Origin of the sequence: Mucilaginibacter pineti (assembly GCF_900101875.1) — a bacterium.
GTDB classification, from domain to species: Bacteria; Bacteroidota; Bacteroidia; order Sphingobacteriales; family Sphingobacteriaceae; genus Mucilaginibacter; species Mucilaginibacter pineti.
In genome coordinates, this window is record NZ_FNAI01000018.1 from 20,490 (window position 1) to 37,140 (window position 16,651).

Consider the following 16,651-nt stretch of genomic DNA (forward strand, 5'->3'; position numbering starts at 1 on the left):
GCCAGTTTGAAGGTGTAGATACTTAAGGTCACAGACTTATTGTAAACTGATTCGTTAAGCTGACTGATGCTGTACAATGGCTATGACATAAGGGGAAAGAATCTTTACATCATGCTCTTTACATAGTGGTATATCAAGATAATCTCCTTCATTTAATATAAATACATCCTCGCCGACGGTGCAGGAACACTGACCTTTCAGTATGAAAAAACTTTCAGCGATATCCTCGTGGGTCTCTTCCGGCACATCCATTCTGGTGATAATAAGCATTTGAGCGACCCCGTTGTCCTGACGAAGCTCATTCATAAAAAAATCGTCAAACGGCTCGGCGGGAAGGAGGTGTTCTACTACTTTCAGCCAGGCTGCATAATCGGAATGTTTATGGGTTAAAGGTAAGTTATCAATATCCAGCCTTTCTTCAGACAGAAAGCCTAAAGAGGCAAATATTTTCTCCTTTAGGCTATCTTTTGGTTTTATGGCCTGGTTTTCCGCGAACTGCTCCAAGGCAACTTCAATCTCATTTAGCTCCTGCTTAATTTCCGGATTTGTTAATGACAAAGTTGCAATCTCTTGCTGCATTACAGTATTGAAAAATTCTAAACAATATTGTTCCAAATTTCCGGTCTCGATATACTTTTTTGCGTTCATCATATTCTGGTTAATCCGCGACACTGTGCAAATTTACGCAATATCTTGTCTGTCAAAGTGCGACGAAAACAATTCCCTACAACCAACATCTCTATTTCAACCTTTATTACCGCTCATGATTTCGCATGGCACTATTTTAGCAGCGTAACATTGATATACAAAGTGATATGCTGCCTGAAATTTTATTGGAATCAGAATTAATTCTTGCTATAAAGAATAAAAGCGCGAGAGGCGCTAAAATACTTTATGATAAATACTCGCACACGCTTTTCTATAATATAAATCGTATTGTCAAGTCTCGTACGGTAGCTGAAGATATTTTGCAGCAAACGTTCATCAAAATATGGGATTCATTTCATCAATATGACCAACAAAAAGGCAGGCTTTATACCTGGATGATAAATATTGCCCGCAATTTATGTTTCGATGAACTTCGCAAAAAACATTATCAATACCTGGTATTGAGTGATAATATGCAATCATCAGCAAGCTATTTTGAAAGAAATCACCATGAAATTATAAATACAGACCTATGCGACATCGGAAAATTCCTTAATCAATTGCGGAAAATTGATGCAAAAGTTATGTACCTAATTTATATAAAAGGGTATACACACGTCGAAGTTGCCGAAAATTTAAATATTCCCCTTGGAACAGTGAAAACCCGAATCGCTAACAGCATTAAACTTCTAAAAATGTATCTTCAGAAAGATATTGCTATGCTAAAATTGGCGTCTTGAATATATGATATAAATCGAACAAAGATTATGGTGCTTTAGCAGTAAAAAGTGAATTGCCCGATTGCCGGGATTTCAGCAGGTGGTAAATTGCAGCGTCTGCCAGGACGGTGTTGATTAGCCAGGATAGCCAATACGACTACGAGTCCAAATGGCTAAAACTCAGGAGTGCAGATAAAATTGGCACCGACAGTAAGTAAACGAAGCTGATTTGTTGTGTCCGGTTTAAATCAGTTTGCCGGGTAGTTGTTTTAAAGCGGACGCTTCAGCCTAGTGAGTGCATGCGATTTTTCTCTGCTTATAACAGTTCAAACAATGGGATAATCAATTACAATCGAAAATTAACTATGCAAATGACACTAATATTATTTTCTGAACAAAGAGCGCAACGCCTACAGTGAAAACTTTCGCATTCTTCACTATAGCTTTTGAATATGTCTCATTTGATCGCCATTGATGAGTCAAGCACCCAAATAAAGGTAATAAGCTTTTATCGCCTATGGCTAATTGAACATTAGCAAGACAGAAATAAAGGGACGTTTTGACAATGACGGAACGCAGCGAATGCCATTATGCTTTTGTTCGATCGGGCTGACTGATCTTGAAGTTCTTTTAGTGTGGCTTCGTTGTAATTTAACATATGCAAACCGTCTGATCTCAGCATTAAATAACGAAAAAGATATTAATTAAAATCTTCAAACTGATCCCGCAGGCGAATCTCATGTAAGTATAATCGTTTTGTAAGCTGATCAAATTCATTTCGTAGTGAAATGTAGTGTTCGAATGATTCAAAATATTGTGCACATTGCCTCGCGTTTAGGTAGCCTTTATCACCCCTCAAAAATTTGTAAAGTGAGCGCACATTTCGAGCGGTTTCGTCCAGTTTAAATGAGAGGTTTTGATATTTTTCTATACAAGTCAACGAAAACAATAACACGCAAACTATAAAGGTAGGATTTTCAAGTTTCGTCGACAACTTCCTTTAATATAATATGTTACAGAGGACGAAAAAGTCATTGCATTTCTAAAGTTGAAGGCGTTTTATGGTAAACATCAATTGTAATAATCGATTCTTACGTAAAAATACCACCTTTTAGAAAATACTTTGTTTATCGTTGCCCTTGGGAAAGCTAAGCCTACATTCACTTTTTCTTTAATTTACCTAATATAAATCTTCAAATTATCTGGCTTTAGGCAGTGAAAATTTGAACGTTGATCCTTTACCAAGTTCGCTCTCCACCCATATCTTACCGTAATGACTTTCTATAATTTCCGCACTTAAGTAAAGTCCAATCCCAAACCCTGATATGTTTTGGTAGTTAGCTACTCTATAATACCGGTCAAATAATTTTTCCTGATCTGCCTGTTTGATACCGAATCCCTCATCTTTTATAGATACCGTAAATTCGTTATTATCTATTTCGGTCGAAACTACTATCGGTGTGCCGTCAGGTGAATACTTGATCGCGTTACCAAGAAGATTAGACAGAACCGAGCCAATTTTATCACGGTCGGCGGTTAATTCAACGTTGAGCCCAGGATGAAATGCTATGCGGTGTAAAGTCATATGTAATTCCGTTTCCTCGATCATTTCCTCAATAAGGGTGTTAATGTCAAAGGCGTTTTTGTTTAACTGAATTTTACCGGACTCCAGTCTTGAGACATTAAGAAAACCGTTAATTAATGTGGTCATCTTTTTAAACTGGTTAGTCATCTTTTCCAGCTTTTCCTTAGCAAAATTATCATCCTTTTTACGGGCGTTCATTTGCAATAATTGTGCATATCCATTTAGCGAAGTCAAAGGGGTTTTTAATTCATGACTAACCATGCCTATAAAATCACTTTTCCTGATCTCATCTTCCTTGCTTTCGGTAATATCCAGAATAGTCCCTATAACCGATTTTACTTCCCCCTTTTCATCAAGCTCGACCTTGCCGGTTGTATTCAGCCATTTTCGCTTACCGCCATCCAATGGTTGAATCTGATAATTCTCATTAAACCCGCCTTTGTTATACACTGCATTCCCAATTGCTACTTGAAGGCGTTCTCTATGTTCAGGCACTACCAGTTCAAGGGTTTCATTAAAAGATAGCGTTATACCTAAGGGTATCGCATGAATGTGCCGTGCACGATCCGAAACCAGTAATTCGTCTGTTCCCCATTCAGTTCGCCAAATACCCATCCCTGCTGTATCCATGGCCAGCTCAAGTGTGTCATTAGCTTTTTCAAGTTCGAGATTTGCTTCTTCCCGTACTTTGGTGATCTTGATCTGTGCGCGTACTTTGGTGAGCAACTCCGCTGCCGAAAACGGTTTTACCAGATAGTCATCGGCTCCGGCCTCTAAACCATCAATTCGGGCCTCTTCGCCAGCACGTGCAGAAAGAAAGATAACAGGAAGTCTTATAGTGGCCGGATCAGCACGCAATATTTTGATCATCGTTTTACCATCCATCACCGGCATCATCACATCGCTCAATACCAGGTCTTGTTTTGATGTATTAATAATATCCAGCGCCTCAGCACCGTTTACAGCGGCGGTAATAGTAAAATAGGGTTCTAGTAAACGTTTCAGGTAGCCGCGCATGTCGCCATTATCGTCCACAATTAAAACGTTCGTTTTTTTATCTTTTGAAACATCCTTGTGACCCGAAATATCACCTGTTTCGGTAATGATCTCTTCATGAACAATTCGTTTATTTTCATCTTGCAGCAAGCTATAGGCCTCTTGTATGAACGCCCCCTTTAATGCAGTTGAGTCCGTATCTTTGGCCGTATCGATCACATTCTCCTTAGGTAAGTGTTGTTTACCTACCGGGATTTGTACCGTAAACGTACTCCCGGCACCTTCAATACTTGCGATATCAATTTTTCCTCCATGCAAGTTTACTAATTCATGCACCAAAGAAAGTCCGATACCTGTACCTTCGTGTGTTCTTCCGGCTGAATTCTCCACACGGTGGAAACGCTCAAACATATGCGGTAATTCTTTTTCAGGAATCCCAACACCTGTATCGGAAACCCTTAGTATAACGGCACGTCCTTCCTGCGCAAGGGTAACGCTGATAGTGCCTTCCAATGTATATTTGAAAGCGTTAGACAATAAGTTGAGAACGATCTTTTCCCACATTTGCCGGTCGACATAAACCTCGTCTTTGGCAGGCTGGCAATCAACCATTAATTCCATTCCTGCTTTTTCGATGATGGAGCGGAAACTGCTGGTCAGATCGGTGGTTAACTCACACATATCAATGCGCTGATAAGCAGCCTGTGCGCGGCCTGCTTCAACCCGGCTGTAGTCTAATAAGTTATTTACCAGTTTTAACAGCCTTAAAGCATTTCGGTGGGTTGCCTCCACAGATGAACGGCTGTTCATATCCAATTCTGCTTTCGCTAACAAGTCTTCTAACGGACCAAGCATCAGCGTTAGCGGGGTCCTGAATTCATGACTTACGTTACTGAAAAATGCGGTCTTAGAGCGGTCAATAGCTGCTAAAGCCTCCGCGCGTTTTTGCTCCTGCTCATAGGCGTAAACATTTGAGATCGCTGTATTGTAGGTATTGCTTAAAAGGTTATAAAAGTTACGGTAGTCGGTATCTAATGCGCGGCAGGCACTCACACCTGCTATGATAAAACCAAATAATTCTTCCTGCCCGCTTAAGCGCAGAGGTATGAGCATCGCAGTTAATGGACTAATATCATAAGGCTCACAATCGAATGTGCCAAAAATATCTCTTAGATCTGCCACTTCTTGAATTTCGCCTGAACTGATCATAGCAGTTACAGGCCAGGATACATTGTTTTGAGTATTACGGAAATCCATTGTTAACGGAACCATTACCGAACCGGCTGGCAAACCTGAGTTGCTGATCAATTTGGCTTTGCCGTCCTGATGATCAATCTGATAGATCATTAGAAATGGAATATCCAGCACATAATCCTGATAAAGTTCAGTAGTAACACGCCCTATGTCGCTGAGGGATTTCACTTTTCCTATGGCTTCTCCCAGGTCTCTCAATTCCTTGGTTCGCCTTGCGCTCAGCATCTTTACTGTGGTCTCCGTGATCGGGTGAAAAATACCGCCAACTCCGCCTGATTCATCACGTATTGGTGCGAACGAGAACGTCATCCAGGCTTCCTCCAAATATCCGTAGCGGTCAAGGAACATGCGCTGGTCATTTATATAAGTGCCTTCCCCCTGCTGCCCTCGTGTAAACGCATCACCAACAACAACCAAGGCGGTTTCCCAGCAAATGCGAAAATTCATACCCATTGATTCGGGATGCTTTGCGCCACATATGGGACGGTAGCTGTCGTTGTATATCTGTATGGTTTCAGGCCCCCAAGCGATGAGTATAGGAAACGTTGATGACAGGCAAAGGCTGACCGACGTTCTCAAACTTTGTGGCCAGGTCTCGACAGGTCCCAAAGCTGTTTTTGACCAATCCATTGTTCTAATGAGTTTGCCCATTTCACCCCCACCAGACAAAAACTGTTCAGTACTTTCAGTATTCAATAAATTCATGTTTGTAATAGAAAGTAACTTTATTGGAAAGTTGCTTATAGCAGTAAAGATAATTATTAGTTTGAGTATAAAACAGGGGGTAGGCAGGAATCCCTTAGGTATCTCGTCCTCATTTTGTTTATATTCGGCGTTTCCTGTAAAATTGAAGATTTTATGAACAGACGCTTTAACCGTAACCTGCGAGCAGGCTATGGTTTTTCGATATTTATCCTGCTCTTAACCGGTCTTTTTTCTTGGTTTACGCTCAATGAAATGCTCGCTAGCACCCGTGAGGTAAGACATAGTACGGATGTTATACGCCTGCTGGAACAAACCATTTCGCACATGAAAGACGCGGAAACCGGCCAGCGTGGTTACCTGCTTACCGGCAAAGACCAGTTTTTAGATCCCTATCGTGGCGCCGCTCAACAAGCACTCTTATTAGCCGACTCGACAAAGAAGATCACTGGTGACAACCCGATACAACAAAAAAATCTGCAAAAGATCCGCGGGATCATTACCCAGCGAATCGCCATTCTGCAGGTCCTAATCGAAAAACACACCGCAGGACAAACCATCAGCGAATCAGACCTTGACGAAGGCAAACAAGCTATGGATCAACTGCGTAGCGCAGTATCAAAGGCCGAAGACGACGAGCGCCGGCTGCTCAATACCCGCAGTGCACAATTGGAACGTTACACAGGTCTGGCACCCATTTTAATTCTTGCCGGCATCATATTCGCCCTTTTCATTGCTGTCGTTTCTTATTTCCGCGTCCTGAAGGATATCGCCGAGAAAGACAAGTTGTATGAAGAACTAGCCGAGGAAAAAGAAGAAACCGCTGCATTGAATGAAGAATTAACCGCAGCCAACGAAGAGATCAATGCTGCCAATGAAGAACTGACGGCCATTAACGAAGAATTGAGCGAAGCCCGCGAAGAACTTGTCCTGGTTAACGAGGGCCTGGAACAAAAGGTCGCCGAACGCACGCAGGAACTCGCAGCCAGTGAAGAAGAAACGCAGGCCCTGAACGAAGAGCTGATGTCCATCAACGAGGAGCTGGCGGCCAGTAATGAAGAGATCACGACCACAAATGAAGAGCTGTACGCCGCTAACGAACGCTTGAACGACAGCCACGAGCGTTTCCGGTTCCTGCTCAACGCCATGCCACAACAGGTGTGGACAGCGACGACTGAAGGCGCGCTGGATTATGTCAACGACGTAACAAGTGAAGATTTCGGCAAGCCTGGGGACATTATTGTCGGCGCGGGTTGGCAGGAGGTAGTCCATCCCGAAGATCTGCCCTTAGCGGTTGAGCGCTGGGTGCGTGCACTTGGAAGCGGCAAAGAATACCTGACCGAATTTAGGTTGAAATTCGCCGATGGTGAATATTACTGGCATTTGGCGCGCGCCCTGCCACTGGTAGAAAATGGCAAACCCGTGTTATGGGTGGGCACCAATACCAACATTCACCAGCAAAAAACAAACGAATACAAAAAAGACGAATTCCTGAGCATTGCCAGCCATGAGTTGAAAACGCCGCTCACCACCATCAAAGCCTTCTTTCAGCTCACCAAGCGGGAAATTGACGGGCAGTCAAAAATCGGCGGCTTTATCGGCAAAGCAGAACGTCAATTGGACCGGTTGGGTCGTTTGATCGAAGACCTGCTGGATGTCTCCAAGATCAACGCAGGCAAGATGGTCTATAACAAAACAGCGTTTGAGTTTAACCAGATGCTCAGCGATGTGGTCGAAGCGATGCAGGAAACGAAAGACCATCAGCTGGATTTCGTCACCAACTGTACCATCGATTACCAGGGCGACCAGCACCGAATCGAACAGGTCGTGGTCAACCTGCTGAACAACGCCATCAAATATTCACCGGACGGTAAGAAGGTCATCGTTCGTTGCGAGCTGGATGAGCGCAACATCATCGTCTCCATACAGGACTTCGGTATCGGCATTCCCGAGGAACACTTAAAAGGGCTGTTCGACCGTTTCTACCGGGTGGATAATTCATCGGCGCGTTTCCAGGGCCTGGGTTTGGGCCTGTTCATTTCCGCCGAGATCGTCAAGCGCCACGGCGGCAGTTTTTGGATTGAGAGCAAGCCGGGCGAAGGCTCGACCTTTTCTTTCCTGCTGCCACTGAGCGGTAAACAGGAGTTTACAGATATCGCAGGCGACGGGCAAAGCTCCTATGAAGGTAACTTTATTAATATGCACTACCGACCGGATGGGCAATACATGGACGTGGAGTGGACGGGTTATCAGAACTATGATTCGGTGGTCAAAGGCTGTACAATTTTGCAGGAACTGATGCAAAAGAATAATTGCAGCAAGGTGATTAACGACAATACGCTGGTCAAAGGTAACTGGTCGGAGGCATCGGACTGGGGCGCGGAGGTTTGGTTCCCGGCCATGGCCGAAGCGGGGCTGAAAAAATTTGCCTGGATTTACTCACCGAGCACTTTCAGCCGTATTGCCGCTAACGTAAGCCTGCCATCAAAATATGATGCGGTTCAAGTAGCGTTCTTTGGCGACCAGGAAACAGCGTTCAATTGGCTTCAAAAAACTCCGTAAAACCAATGGCTAAACTGCTTTTTTTTAAAAAAAGCGATGACCATGAACACGAACGAAAACAAGCCCAAGGCTTGTGCCAGCAACCACCAGTTTCTTACAAAAAGCCTCATCGCACAGGTTCCCCGGAATCGCGGCCGCTTTGCGGCTGGCAGCCTTGATCAAAATCAACTACTTCGCGGGCAACAGCTTAATCATATTAGATGAGTTGTTATTAAATTCGATATCCATTTCATTTTTTGCGAAAAAATACCGATATTTATATCATAAGCATTAGCGAAAATTGAACTATTTTTTAGGTGACCTATTCGGTGACCTGGCAAGATATAAGATATATAAAGCACTGATTTAGAGAGAGCAAGATAATCATCTTTGTTCCCTCCCTCTCCGCACCGAGTATCATCAAAAACGAACAAAAGCCTGTAAATCAATAGTTTACTGGCTTTTGTTATTTCATCAACTGCACAAAAAAACACAAAAAAAACACAAAATTGTGTGGCAAAATCGTGGCAAAAACTATTTTAAAAAAAAATGCCACGATTGACAGCATAACTCATTGATTATCAAGTTGTACACGAGATGAACATCTTGATTTCCGGTAATTGCATATCGACATTTATTCACTATTTAAATTTTGTCGTTATGTTGGAAAAAAGCTTTGCATTGCTTTACTTTTTAAAGCAGTCAAAAACCGGGGGGAGTAAAAAGTATATTTATTTACGCATTACCGTTGATGGCCATCCCGTAGAGGTGTCAACCAAAAAACAGTGGTGGGAGAACCGCTGGGATCAGGAAAACGGGCGCGTCAGTGGCACCAAGCCCGATGCGCAGGAATTAAATTTTTTCCTGGGTACACTGGAAAATAAGGTATTTCAGGCCCGGAAAAAACTGATCGAAGACGACGAACTGATAACCGCAGAAGCCCTGCGGGATTTGGTAACCGGCAAGGATGCCCGTAAAATGATCCTGGAAGTGTTTGCCGATCATAACCGGCAAATGGAAGCCCTGGTAGGCAAGGATTATGCCGATGGTACACTGGAACGCTACATCACTTCTTACGAACACACTAAAGCGTTTATACAGTGGCAATATCTGGCCGATGATCTGTACATCCGCAAACTGGATCACTTCTTCATCGAACAATATGCTTTCTGGTTAAAAACGGTAAGGAACTGTAATCACAACACGACCATGAAGTACCTGTCGAACTTCAAAAAGATCGTGCTGATCTGCGTGAAGAACAAGTGGTTGCCCGGCGATCCGTTCGCCAATTTTAAGATGACCAAAAAGACAGTCATCCGTGAACCGATATCAGAATGGGAACTGGAAGCTATGATCAGTAAAGATTTTGAAAACGACCGTCTGAACCATGTCCGCGATATTTTTGTATTCAGTTGCTATACAGGGTTGGCTTATGCGGATGTAAAAAAATTGAAGCGCTCCGAGATCGAAAAAGGTGTAGATGGTGAACAATGGATATTCACACCCCGTCAGAAAACGGATGCACCCTGCTCGATCCCCTTGTTGCCGGTAGCACTACAATTACTGGGAAAATATGCCCATCATCCAAAATGCGTCAATCAGGACAGGGTATTACCAGTATTGACCAACCAGAAAATGAATGCCTACCTGAAGGAGATCGCGGATTTATGCGGTATCAAAAAGGTATTAACCTTCCACCTGGCAAGGCATACGTTCGCCACTACGATTACCCTGAGCAATGGTGTGCCGATAGAAACCGTATCTAAGATGCTCGGCCATAGCACTATCAAGCAAACCCAGCATTATGCGAAAATACTCCATATTAAAATTAGTGCAGATATGGCTTCTTTACGCGAAAAATATGCAGTTATCGCCCCTCAACCTGCAAAACAATATACTGAACTACAACTAGAACCAGTTAAGCAGTCTTCGCCGTTGCCTAAATATAATTACGTGTTCGTTGTTTCATAACTAATAAACGCATTCTAAACAGATTTATAAAAGGGCGCGACTCGGACTAAGAAAAAGGATCGGCTACAAGCCCGATGATGAATAAAAAATGGAGGTTGCAAAGGTGACCTCATTTTTTAATTCTTTGTCGATATACATTATCTGACTATGGAATTATTTAGCGACTTTAGATAATGTTCAGTTATCCTTTATTGATAGGAGAAAATGTTTAGTTCAATAATTCGAGCATGTCGAATCATATTTTTAATAATTAAATCGATTGGCCCTAATTTCCGACCTAGCATGAACCATAAAATCAAATAAATCCACAGGATCAAAAATGAAACGTAACTAATTTTCGCAAGAGTGATGATAATGAAATCCGTTGCTTTCTTTTGTGGGTCGATTTGTCTTTTAATTTATTAAAAATTGGTTTAGTAGCTGTAATCTCATCTGACCAACTCACATCCCATTTAATGTTATTGTTAACAATCCAATAGTGCGATTTGCAATCGAAGTTCCAATTACCTATTGATGGGGATAGAGAAATTGATTCGCCATTGAAATTAAGTTTCCAATCTTTTGGAGATAATGGCGTAACAACTTTACTACCACATCCACAAGCACATCGATGTATAGCGGTGGCATATTCCATAGAAATATAAAGAACACCGTCTTCGATCTCCTTTGGCATCAATTCTACGAAATTAAGCTTCATGGTCTTCATTGAGTAACTGGCTTTCATTTATGGTATAAGTTGTGTGATTCTCTTTTTCCGCATCGTGATATACCCCGAAAATTTTCTTCCATTTAATAATGGCAAAGCTCGCATTGATTGCATTTAACTCTGCGATTTGAATGTTTTTGGCGTAGTCATTATTGTTATCGTCCACAAATGATATACGATTATTAGTTCTTACGTGATCCCTTTTATTTTCTGTGCTGGTAGTAGTTCTAACAACGCCGATCAATTGGTCACGTACAATTTGCACCCCAATACCGACATCAATAAACGGTATCTGATTTGATTCCAAAAAATCGATGATTGGCTCTTTTGCCTTGCTATCATCGATAGAAATGAAAACGAAGCTTTTACCGGTAAGTTCGCCAACGTTTTCCTCTGTTATGCTATAGGCATGCGGAACAATATTACTATGCATATTTCGATAGATACCAGCGAGATATTCAACCTTTGGAAGGCGTTCTCTCAATTGCGCTATTGAAGGCGCACCAGGGGCGCGAAATGCATTATGTTGTAAAAACACATCGCTGTCATAAATATCGATCTGCACCACCGGGGTTTTTGCAATGAAATCAAGTATATACGCGCCAGTACCCCCGCCCCCAATAATCACAACTTTCAAATTTTTCAGTTTGTCACTAATCGGTGATATTTCAGCACGAGACGAATTTGTATCATAATAGTTAAAGACCGAATACTCGTCTTCGGTTTCGATGACTTTATAGGTTTTCTCATTCGCCCACGGATCTATTGCTTTTGCCTCCGAGCTTAGAATATTTATGTAGGTAACCATCTTTTGAAAATAATCATCATAATAACCGACATCTGGCTTACTCGAAAAAGTAAGATTGATTGTGATTTTGTCATGCAATTTTTGAGGGGCGGTACCAATAATGATCGCATTGATGGCCCGCCCATCCCGATGATGTGGGGTTTCTCCAATAAAGGTTGTCACGTGAGTACCAGGCCGAACGGTTAGGTCTCCTGCCAAGTCTAACGTTGAGACCAGAGTTCCGTATTTAACCGTTAACTCATTGGCTAAATACGGAATATGGTGTATCATTAGAAACGCATCTACTATCTCAATCTCATAACCCTCATCCCATAATTGCCTTAAATCGGGGTTAGGATTTATTAGTTTGTGTGGCATTGAATCTCATTTTATCTTGAACTTTAACAACTTGCCCGCTGATCATGGAGCCTTCAGGATTTTCTTTCGGGCCCTTTTTATAAGTTACGGTATATGCTTTGGTGCCATTTTCTATCATCGAACCAAAAGCCAATTCAATAACCTTTTTAAAACTGATTTCCCGCTCGTGATAATCCTTTTCCTCAGCATTGACTATGATTGTAAAATCACAACGGCTGTGCTCCAGTTCCTCAGCTTTTTCTTCCAGGTATTCAATTTCCTTTTTTTCGTGCTGAATCTGCTTTTCTTCAAATTCAATTTCAGACTTCTCGTGTTGAATTTCTTCCTTTAAGTGTGCCAACTCCTCCTTGAAGTTTTCATCATTGCATTGCTCTTTATTTTCCATGATCTCAAATGGGGTTTGTTATTTGCCCCGTCACAATAATTAAGTATGAACCGTGACAAGTTCATTTGTCACGGTCTTTTCTTATATTAGTAGAAACCTAATTATAATGGAGATAATAAAAAGGGATACCCCTTTACCAATGATTTCCGAAACGGATGAAGACTTGCTGGTAATCATGTCAATGAAAGATGATGAGAATGCTTGTAATAGTGCGTTTTCAGAGTTTCACCGAAGATATAAGGACCTGCTTTATTACATGGTCGGCGGAGTTTGTTCATCACATCCCAATAGTAGAGAACTGACCAAGGTGATTTTCAATAACGTTATGTTGAACGTTTATCAATACTGTCATACATTCACCTGTGAGGGGCAAACCGACCCAGAAAAGGTAAAAAAATCTATATTAAGTTGGTTAGCAACAATAGCCAGGAATGAATATAAAGCGCAATTCAAAAAACCTGAAAAAAGAGATGCGGAACGGTCTGCCTTCAAAACAATGGTAAAGTCTTCCCTGGGAAAACCCCAATATTCTTATTCGGAAGACCTGATTGAAAAAGCATATGCGCAAATTCCAAAAGAAAGAGATCGAGATATTTTGAGAACATATTGGGTGTTTTATGAAAAGGGAGAGAAATCACAAGCGAAAAATCTACCTGACGATGTGCTTGATGATCTTTCAGTTCGTTATAATACGTCGCGGGATAACATACGCACTATTATTTCCCGCACCAATAGAATAGTTAAAACATTCCTGGAAACCAACTACAAACAGTAAACCTCATGTATCCTATCAATAACGACAATATTAACGAGAGGGAAGATCCTGAATTTGATCATTCATTATATGAATCGTTGAAAAAAGCTGGTTACGCTTTCCCTGAAAATGAAGAAGATATCGAGCGGCTATTGGACAATTTCAAAAAAGCAAAATGTGTCGCACCTGCAGATTTCGATAACCCGCTAACAATCCTTAAAGATGGCTTTTTGTCTGTTACCGCAGATTTCAATACTTCAAGAGATGATGAGATCGACGCAAATTTAGCACAAGCAGCAAGAGAGGGCGGCTCAATAGAGGAAGACGTCGATTCACAAATGAAAAAAGACAGAAAGGCCGCGGAAGATGAGCGAAGGAATAGTAAAGATTAGCGAAGACCGACTATTAGCATATCGGAAAGCAGAAATAGCAGAGTTGGCTGAGGCAATCGCACTGCGCTTTTACAATGGGAGCATTATACATCCGGAATTAATCGCCAAAGAGCAAGGCATCACATTTTCATATAACAATTACAAGGATAGTTTTGACGGACTACTCGAACACCATTCAGGACGCTTCCATATATACATTAATTTAAATCGTCTCCGTGGTGAAAACAATCCGCGTATTCGATATACTTTCGCCCATGAACTTGGACATTATTTTATTGATGAACATCGAAATGCATTAAAGAGTGGCAAAACCCCATCCCACCCATCGTTTAATGGTCTTGTAGCAAAAAACCCGGTAGAGCGCGAGGCCGACTATTTCGCATCTTGCCTATTAATGCCTGAAAAGTTATTTAGAAAACAGTGTTTCAGGCGCCCTCTTGATCCCAAATTGTTTGAAGACCTCGCGAAATACTTTGAAACAAGCATATCTTCGGTGATCTTTAGGTATTTCGAACTCAACTTATTTCCTATGCTAATTATTAAGGTGATAAATGGGCTGATTGATTGGAAAATGCCCTCAAAGGATTTTAAATACAAATATCTGCCAAAAAAAGGGGCACCTGTTCCGCCGACAACCGCTGCTGGGGAATATTTTAATATCGGTAAAAAATACCTTGAGAAACAATTGCTTTGGCCTGATGACTGGTTCAAAGACTTCAATATTAGTAAAGATGAGCAGCTTTTCGAAAAATGCTATTACTTATCTGAAACTTCAGTAATGAGCGTAATATGGAAAAGGGAGAAAGGTATGAGATGAATATGAGGCATCCTTACCCGTTTTTTAAATAAATTATGTTACTAATTAAGTATCAATACAATACTTATTTAGTAGTTTAGTAAATCCTTATTGCTGGCAAACCTAAATCATATCGCATGGACGACGATTTTTTCAAAGAGCAGACACTTTCGTCTGAAGTTAAGGCGAATATTGTCGCCGAATACTTTCCTCAATATTGCAGGATATTGTTGAAAAAGCAACAAAATTCAGTGCGCTACTTGGATTTATTTGCAGGTCCGGGTAAATATGAAGATCAAAAACATTCAACTCCGTTATTGTTGGCCCAACTTTGTGCCGAAGACCCTTTACTTTGTGAAAAAGCACACCTGATTTTCAACGACAAGAATTACGCAAAAGAATTAGAGAAGAACTTCAAAGCGCTATTTCCAGACGACACTTTTAAATTCAAGCCAAGATTCGGCGATCGATCCGTTGGCGAGGATGACTCGATTAAGGCTTTTTTAAACCGGGAACCAAAACGAAATAATCCTAATCCAACTTTGTTGTTTTTTGACCCCTTTGGTTACAAGGGAATAGACACACTTATTTTAGCGAAATTTCTTCAAAATTGGGGAAATGAGCTTTTTCTTTTTGTTAATATTAAAAGGATAAATCAAGCTATTGCAGTAGGTAAATTTGATGAAATGATGAAAGCACTTTTTCCCACATCGATAGAGAAATTGAGGAAGGAAAGGCAATATTCTGCATCGTCGGTTCAGGATCGATTGAAGTTAATTATCGCCAACCTGGCTGGCGAATTTGTTAGCGCAGTTGGCAGTAATAAACTTTATCATTGTGCCTTTCGTTTTCAAGAAGAAGATAGCACTGCGACAAGTCATTACATAATACATTTTACCAAGAATGAACGAGGATATGAACTCGTAAAAAATGTATATCATAGCTATGATAATATTGGTGCTACCCTTGATAGGGACGGCAATTATACATTTGACGCAAAAAAAACGGACTCTACCACTGGGCTAGATTTTGGAAATGAGAATATCAAAGCATTGTCACGACTAATAGCCGAACGCTATAAAGGCCAGCAATGGACGGCGAAAGCGTTGTACGAAGACCATCAGAAAGACTCGAAATTCAGCTGGTCACATTACACCGATACACTTCGTTATATGATCGTCGAGGGAATGGCGGATGCGAGATTCACTGATACTGTAAATCATAAATATTCCGTTATTATATCGGAAACCTGTATCTTAAATATAAAATAAATGGCGACATCATCGATTGAGTGGACGGAAATGACATGGAACCCTACTGTCGGGTGTACAAAAATCTCAGCAGGTTGTAAGTTTTGTTATGCAGAAGTTATGTCTAAACGCCTTCGAGGCATGGGACAAGAAAAATACCAGTATGATTTTAGGGTAGTAAAACCCCATCCTGCTTCACTAAATATTCCTTACACCTGGAAAACTTCTAAGGTTGTGTTCGTTAATTCTATGAGTGATTTATTTCACGAAGACATTCCTGAAGAATACATAAAAGCTGTTTTTAGTGTTATGAATGATAATCCCCAACATGTTTTTCAAGTACTTACTAAGAGGGCTGAAAGGTTGTTTTCAATGCACAAAAAATTGAAATGGACGCATAATATATGGATGGGGGTTTCCGTCGAAAATTATGAGTTAATTGGGAGGATTGACTGTTTGAGAAAGACTTCTGCTAAAGTGAAATTCCTTTCTTTGGAGCCTCTTATTGGTCCTATTCCAAACATGAATCTTAAAAAAATTGATTGGGCGATTGTGGGTGGGGAAAGTGGACATCGACCGCGTCCAATGAAGGTTGATTGGGTTTTGGAAATCCAAGATCAATGCGCAAAGGCGGGCGTCGCATTCTTTTTTAAACAATGGGGCGGTAAAAATAAAAAAGCTGCTGGTAGGATCTTAAACGGCAGGACTTATGATGAAATGCCAGAAATCGTTGAATTAGGAAGAGATTTTCAATAGTTAATTTGATCTAAGGGACGGCGATTTAAGT

The 16,651-nt window shown here is 41.2% G+C and carries 14 protein-coding genes; 9 read left to right on the plus strand and 5 right to left on the minus strand.

Translation table 11 applies throughout. The features are described from left to right. Positions 1-54: 54 nt before the first annotated feature. Entirely contained in the window at positions 55-651 is a 597-nt protein-coding gene (locus tag BLS59_RS26815; RefSeq protein WP_091155392.1) for a cupin domain-containing protein, read from the minus strand. A 164-nt stretch (positions 652-815) separates the two neighbouring features. On the opposite strand from BLS59_RS26815, the gene BLS59_RS26820 reads away from it, so the two are divergent. Continuing rightward, complete coding sequence (locus BLS59_RS26820; protein ID WP_091155395.1) at positions 816-1,388, plus strand: RNA polymerase sigma factor; 573 nt, start codon at positions 816-818, stop codon at positions 1,386-1,388. 1,177 nt (positions 1,389-2,565) lie between these two features. Here BLS59_RS26820 and BLS59_RS26825 read toward each other — a convergent pair. Continuing rightward, the gene (locus BLS59_RS26825; protein WP_205411360.1) at positions 2,566-5,649 is read right to left on the minus strand and encodes an ATP-binding protein; all 3,084 of its coding nucleotides are present in this window, start codon (positions 5,647-5,649) and stop codon (positions 2,566-2,568) included. 411 nt (positions 5,650-6,060) lie between these two features. Here BLS59_RS26825 and BLS59_RS26830 point away from each other — a divergent pair, with 411 nt between their 5' ends. The 3 genes from BLS59_RS26830 (at position 6,061) to BLS59_RS26840 (ending at position 10,416) form a co-directional block, all read left to right on the plus strand. Further along, positions 6,061-8,466, plus strand: a complete 2,406-nt coding sequence (locus tag BLS59_RS26830) for a CHASE3 domain-containing protein (protein WP_091155402.1) — start codon at positions 6,061-6,063, stop codon at positions 8,464-8,466. Between the two features lie 42 nt (positions 8,467-8,508). Next, the gene (locus BLS59_RS31865; RefSeq protein WP_162842784.1) at positions 8,509-8,670 is read left to right on the plus strand and encodes a hypothetical protein; all 162 of its coding nucleotides are present in this window, start codon (positions 8,509-8,511) and stop codon (positions 8,668-8,670) included. Between the two features lie 435 nt (positions 8,671-9,105). Then, positions 9,106-10,416 carry a site-specific integrase gene (locus tag BLS59_RS26840; RefSeq protein ID WP_091155410.1) on the plus strand — a complete coding sequence of 437 codons (1,311 nt, stop codon included), beginning with the start codon at positions 9,106-9,108 and terminating at the stop codon, positions 10,414-10,416. Between the two features lie 313 nt (positions 10,417-10,729). On the opposite strand, the gene BLS59_RS26845 is transcribed toward BLS59_RS26840, so the two are convergent. The 3 genes from BLS59_RS26845 to BLS59_RS26855 are packed head-to-tail and all read right to left on the minus strand — an operon-like array spanning position 10,730 to position 12,672. Then, positions 10,730-11,140: a ubiquitination-like system serine protease family protein gene (locus BLS59_RS26845; protein WP_205411361.1), complete on the minus strand. Its 411-nt coding sequence runs from the start codon at positions 11,138-11,140 to the stop codon at positions 10,730-10,732. Continuing rightward, positions 11,103-12,287, minus strand: a complete 1,185-nt coding sequence (locus BLS59_RS26850; RefSeq protein ID WP_091155417.1) for a ThiF family adenylyltransferase — start codon at positions 12,285-12,287, stop codon at positions 11,103-11,105. Before BLS59_RS26850 ends, BLS59_RS26845 begins: the two co-directional genes overlap by 38 nt. Then, the gene (locus BLS59_RS26855) at positions 12,262-12,672 is read right to left on the minus strand and encodes a multiubiquitin domain-containing protein (protein ID WP_091155419.1); all 411 of its coding nucleotides are present in this window, start codon (positions 12,670-12,672) and stop codon (positions 12,262-12,264) included. The genes BLS59_RS26850 and BLS59_RS26855 overlap by 26 nt, the downstream gene beginning before the upstream one ends. A 106-nt stretch (positions 12,673-12,778) precedes the next feature. Between BLS59_RS26855 and BLS59_RS26860 the strand changes: the two genes are divergently transcribed. The 5 genes from BLS59_RS26860 to BLS59_RS26880 all read left to right on the plus strand — a co-directional run bounded on the left by BLS59_RS26860 (position 12,779) and on the right by BLS59_RS26880 (position 16,620). Continuing rightward, a complete protein-coding gene (locus BLS59_RS26860) occupies positions 12,779-13,447 on the plus strand; it encodes an RNA polymerase sigma factor (RefSeq protein WP_091155422.1) in 669 nt (222 codons plus the stop codon). Positions 13,448-13,452: 5 nt separating this feature from the next. Beyond that, complete coding sequence (locus BLS59_RS26865; RefSeq protein ID WP_091155425.1) at positions 13,453-13,818, plus strand: hypothetical protein; 366 nt, start codon at positions 13,453-13,455, stop codon at positions 13,816-13,818. Further along, positions 13,793-14,635 carry an ImmA/IrrE family metallo-endopeptidase gene (locus BLS59_RS26870; RefSeq protein ID WP_091155428.1) on the plus strand — a complete coding sequence of 281 codons (843 nt, stop codon included), beginning with the start codon at positions 13,793-13,795 and terminating at the stop codon, positions 14,633-14,635. Before BLS59_RS26865 ends, BLS59_RS26870 begins: the two co-directional genes overlap by 26 nt. A 116-nt stretch (positions 14,636-14,751) precedes the next feature. Then, positions 14,752-15,885, plus strand: coding sequence for a three-Cys-motif partner protein TcmP (gene tcmP / locus BLS59_RS26875; RefSeq protein WP_091155432.1), 1,134 nt, complete (start codon positions 14,752-14,754; stop codon positions 15,883-15,885). Further along, complete coding sequence (locus BLS59_RS26880) at positions 15,886-16,620, plus strand: DUF5131 family protein (protein ID WP_091155435.1); 735 nt, start codon at positions 15,886-15,888, stop codon at positions 16,618-16,620. It begins immediately after the preceding gene. Positions 16,621-16,651: the final 31 nt, after the last annotated feature.

Bases quoted from the DNA above. Each gene is read 5' to 3' on its own strand.
- BLS59_RS26840 (WP_091155410.1), top strand. From the start codon at position 9,106: ATGTTGGAAAAAAGCTTTGCATTGCTTTACTTTTTAAAGCAGTCAAAA.
- BLS59_RS31865 (WP_162842784.1), top strand. From the start codon at position 8,509: ATGAACACGAACGAAAACAAGCCCAAGGCTTGTGCCAGCAACCACCAG.
- BLS59_RS26870 (WP_091155428.1), top strand. From the start codon at position 13,793: ATGAGCGAAGGAATAGTAAAGATTAGCGAAGACCGACTATTAGCATAT.
- BLS59_RS26830 (WP_091155402.1), top strand. From the start codon at position 6,061: ATGAACAGACGCTTTAACCGTAACCTGCGAGCAGGCTATGGTTTTTCG.
- BLS59_RS26825 (WP_205411360.1), bottom strand. From the start codon at position 5,649: ATGAATTTTCGCATTTGCTGGGAAACCGCCTTGGTTGTTGTTGGTGAT.
- tcmP (WP_091155432.1), top strand. From the start codon at position 14,752: ATGGACGACGATTTTTTCAAAGAGCAGACACTTTCGTCTGAAGTTAAG.
- BLS59_RS26860 (WP_091155422.1), top strand. From the start codon at position 12,779: ATGGAGATAATAAAAAGGGATACCCCTTTACCAATGATTTCCGAAACG.
- BLS59_RS26850 (WP_091155417.1), bottom strand. From the start codon at position 12,287: ATGCCACACAAACTAATAAATCCTAACCCCGATTTAAGGCAATTATGG.
- BLS59_RS26815 (WP_091155392.1), bottom strand. From the start codon at position 651: ATGATGAACGCAAAAAAGTATATCGAGACCGGAAATTTGGAACAATAT.
- BLS59_RS26820 (WP_091155395.1), top strand. From the start codon at position 816: ATGCTGCCTGAAATTTTATTGGAATCAGAATTAATTCTTGCTATAAAG.
- BLS59_RS26845 (WP_205411361.1), bottom strand. From the start codon at position 11,140: ATGAAAGCCAGTTACTCAATGAAGACCATGAAGCTTAATTTCGTAGAA.
- BLS59_RS26880 (WP_091155435.1), top strand. From the start codon at position 15,886: ATGGCGACATCATCGATTGAGTGGACGGAAATGACATGGAACCCTACT.
- BLS59_RS26865 (WP_091155425.1), top strand. From the start codon at position 13,453: ATGTATCCTATCAATAACGACAATATTAACGAGAGGGAAGATCCTGAA.
- BLS59_RS26855 (WP_091155419.1), bottom strand. From the start codon at position 12,672: ATGGAAAATAAAGAGCAATGCAATGATGAAAACTTCAAGGAGGAGTTG.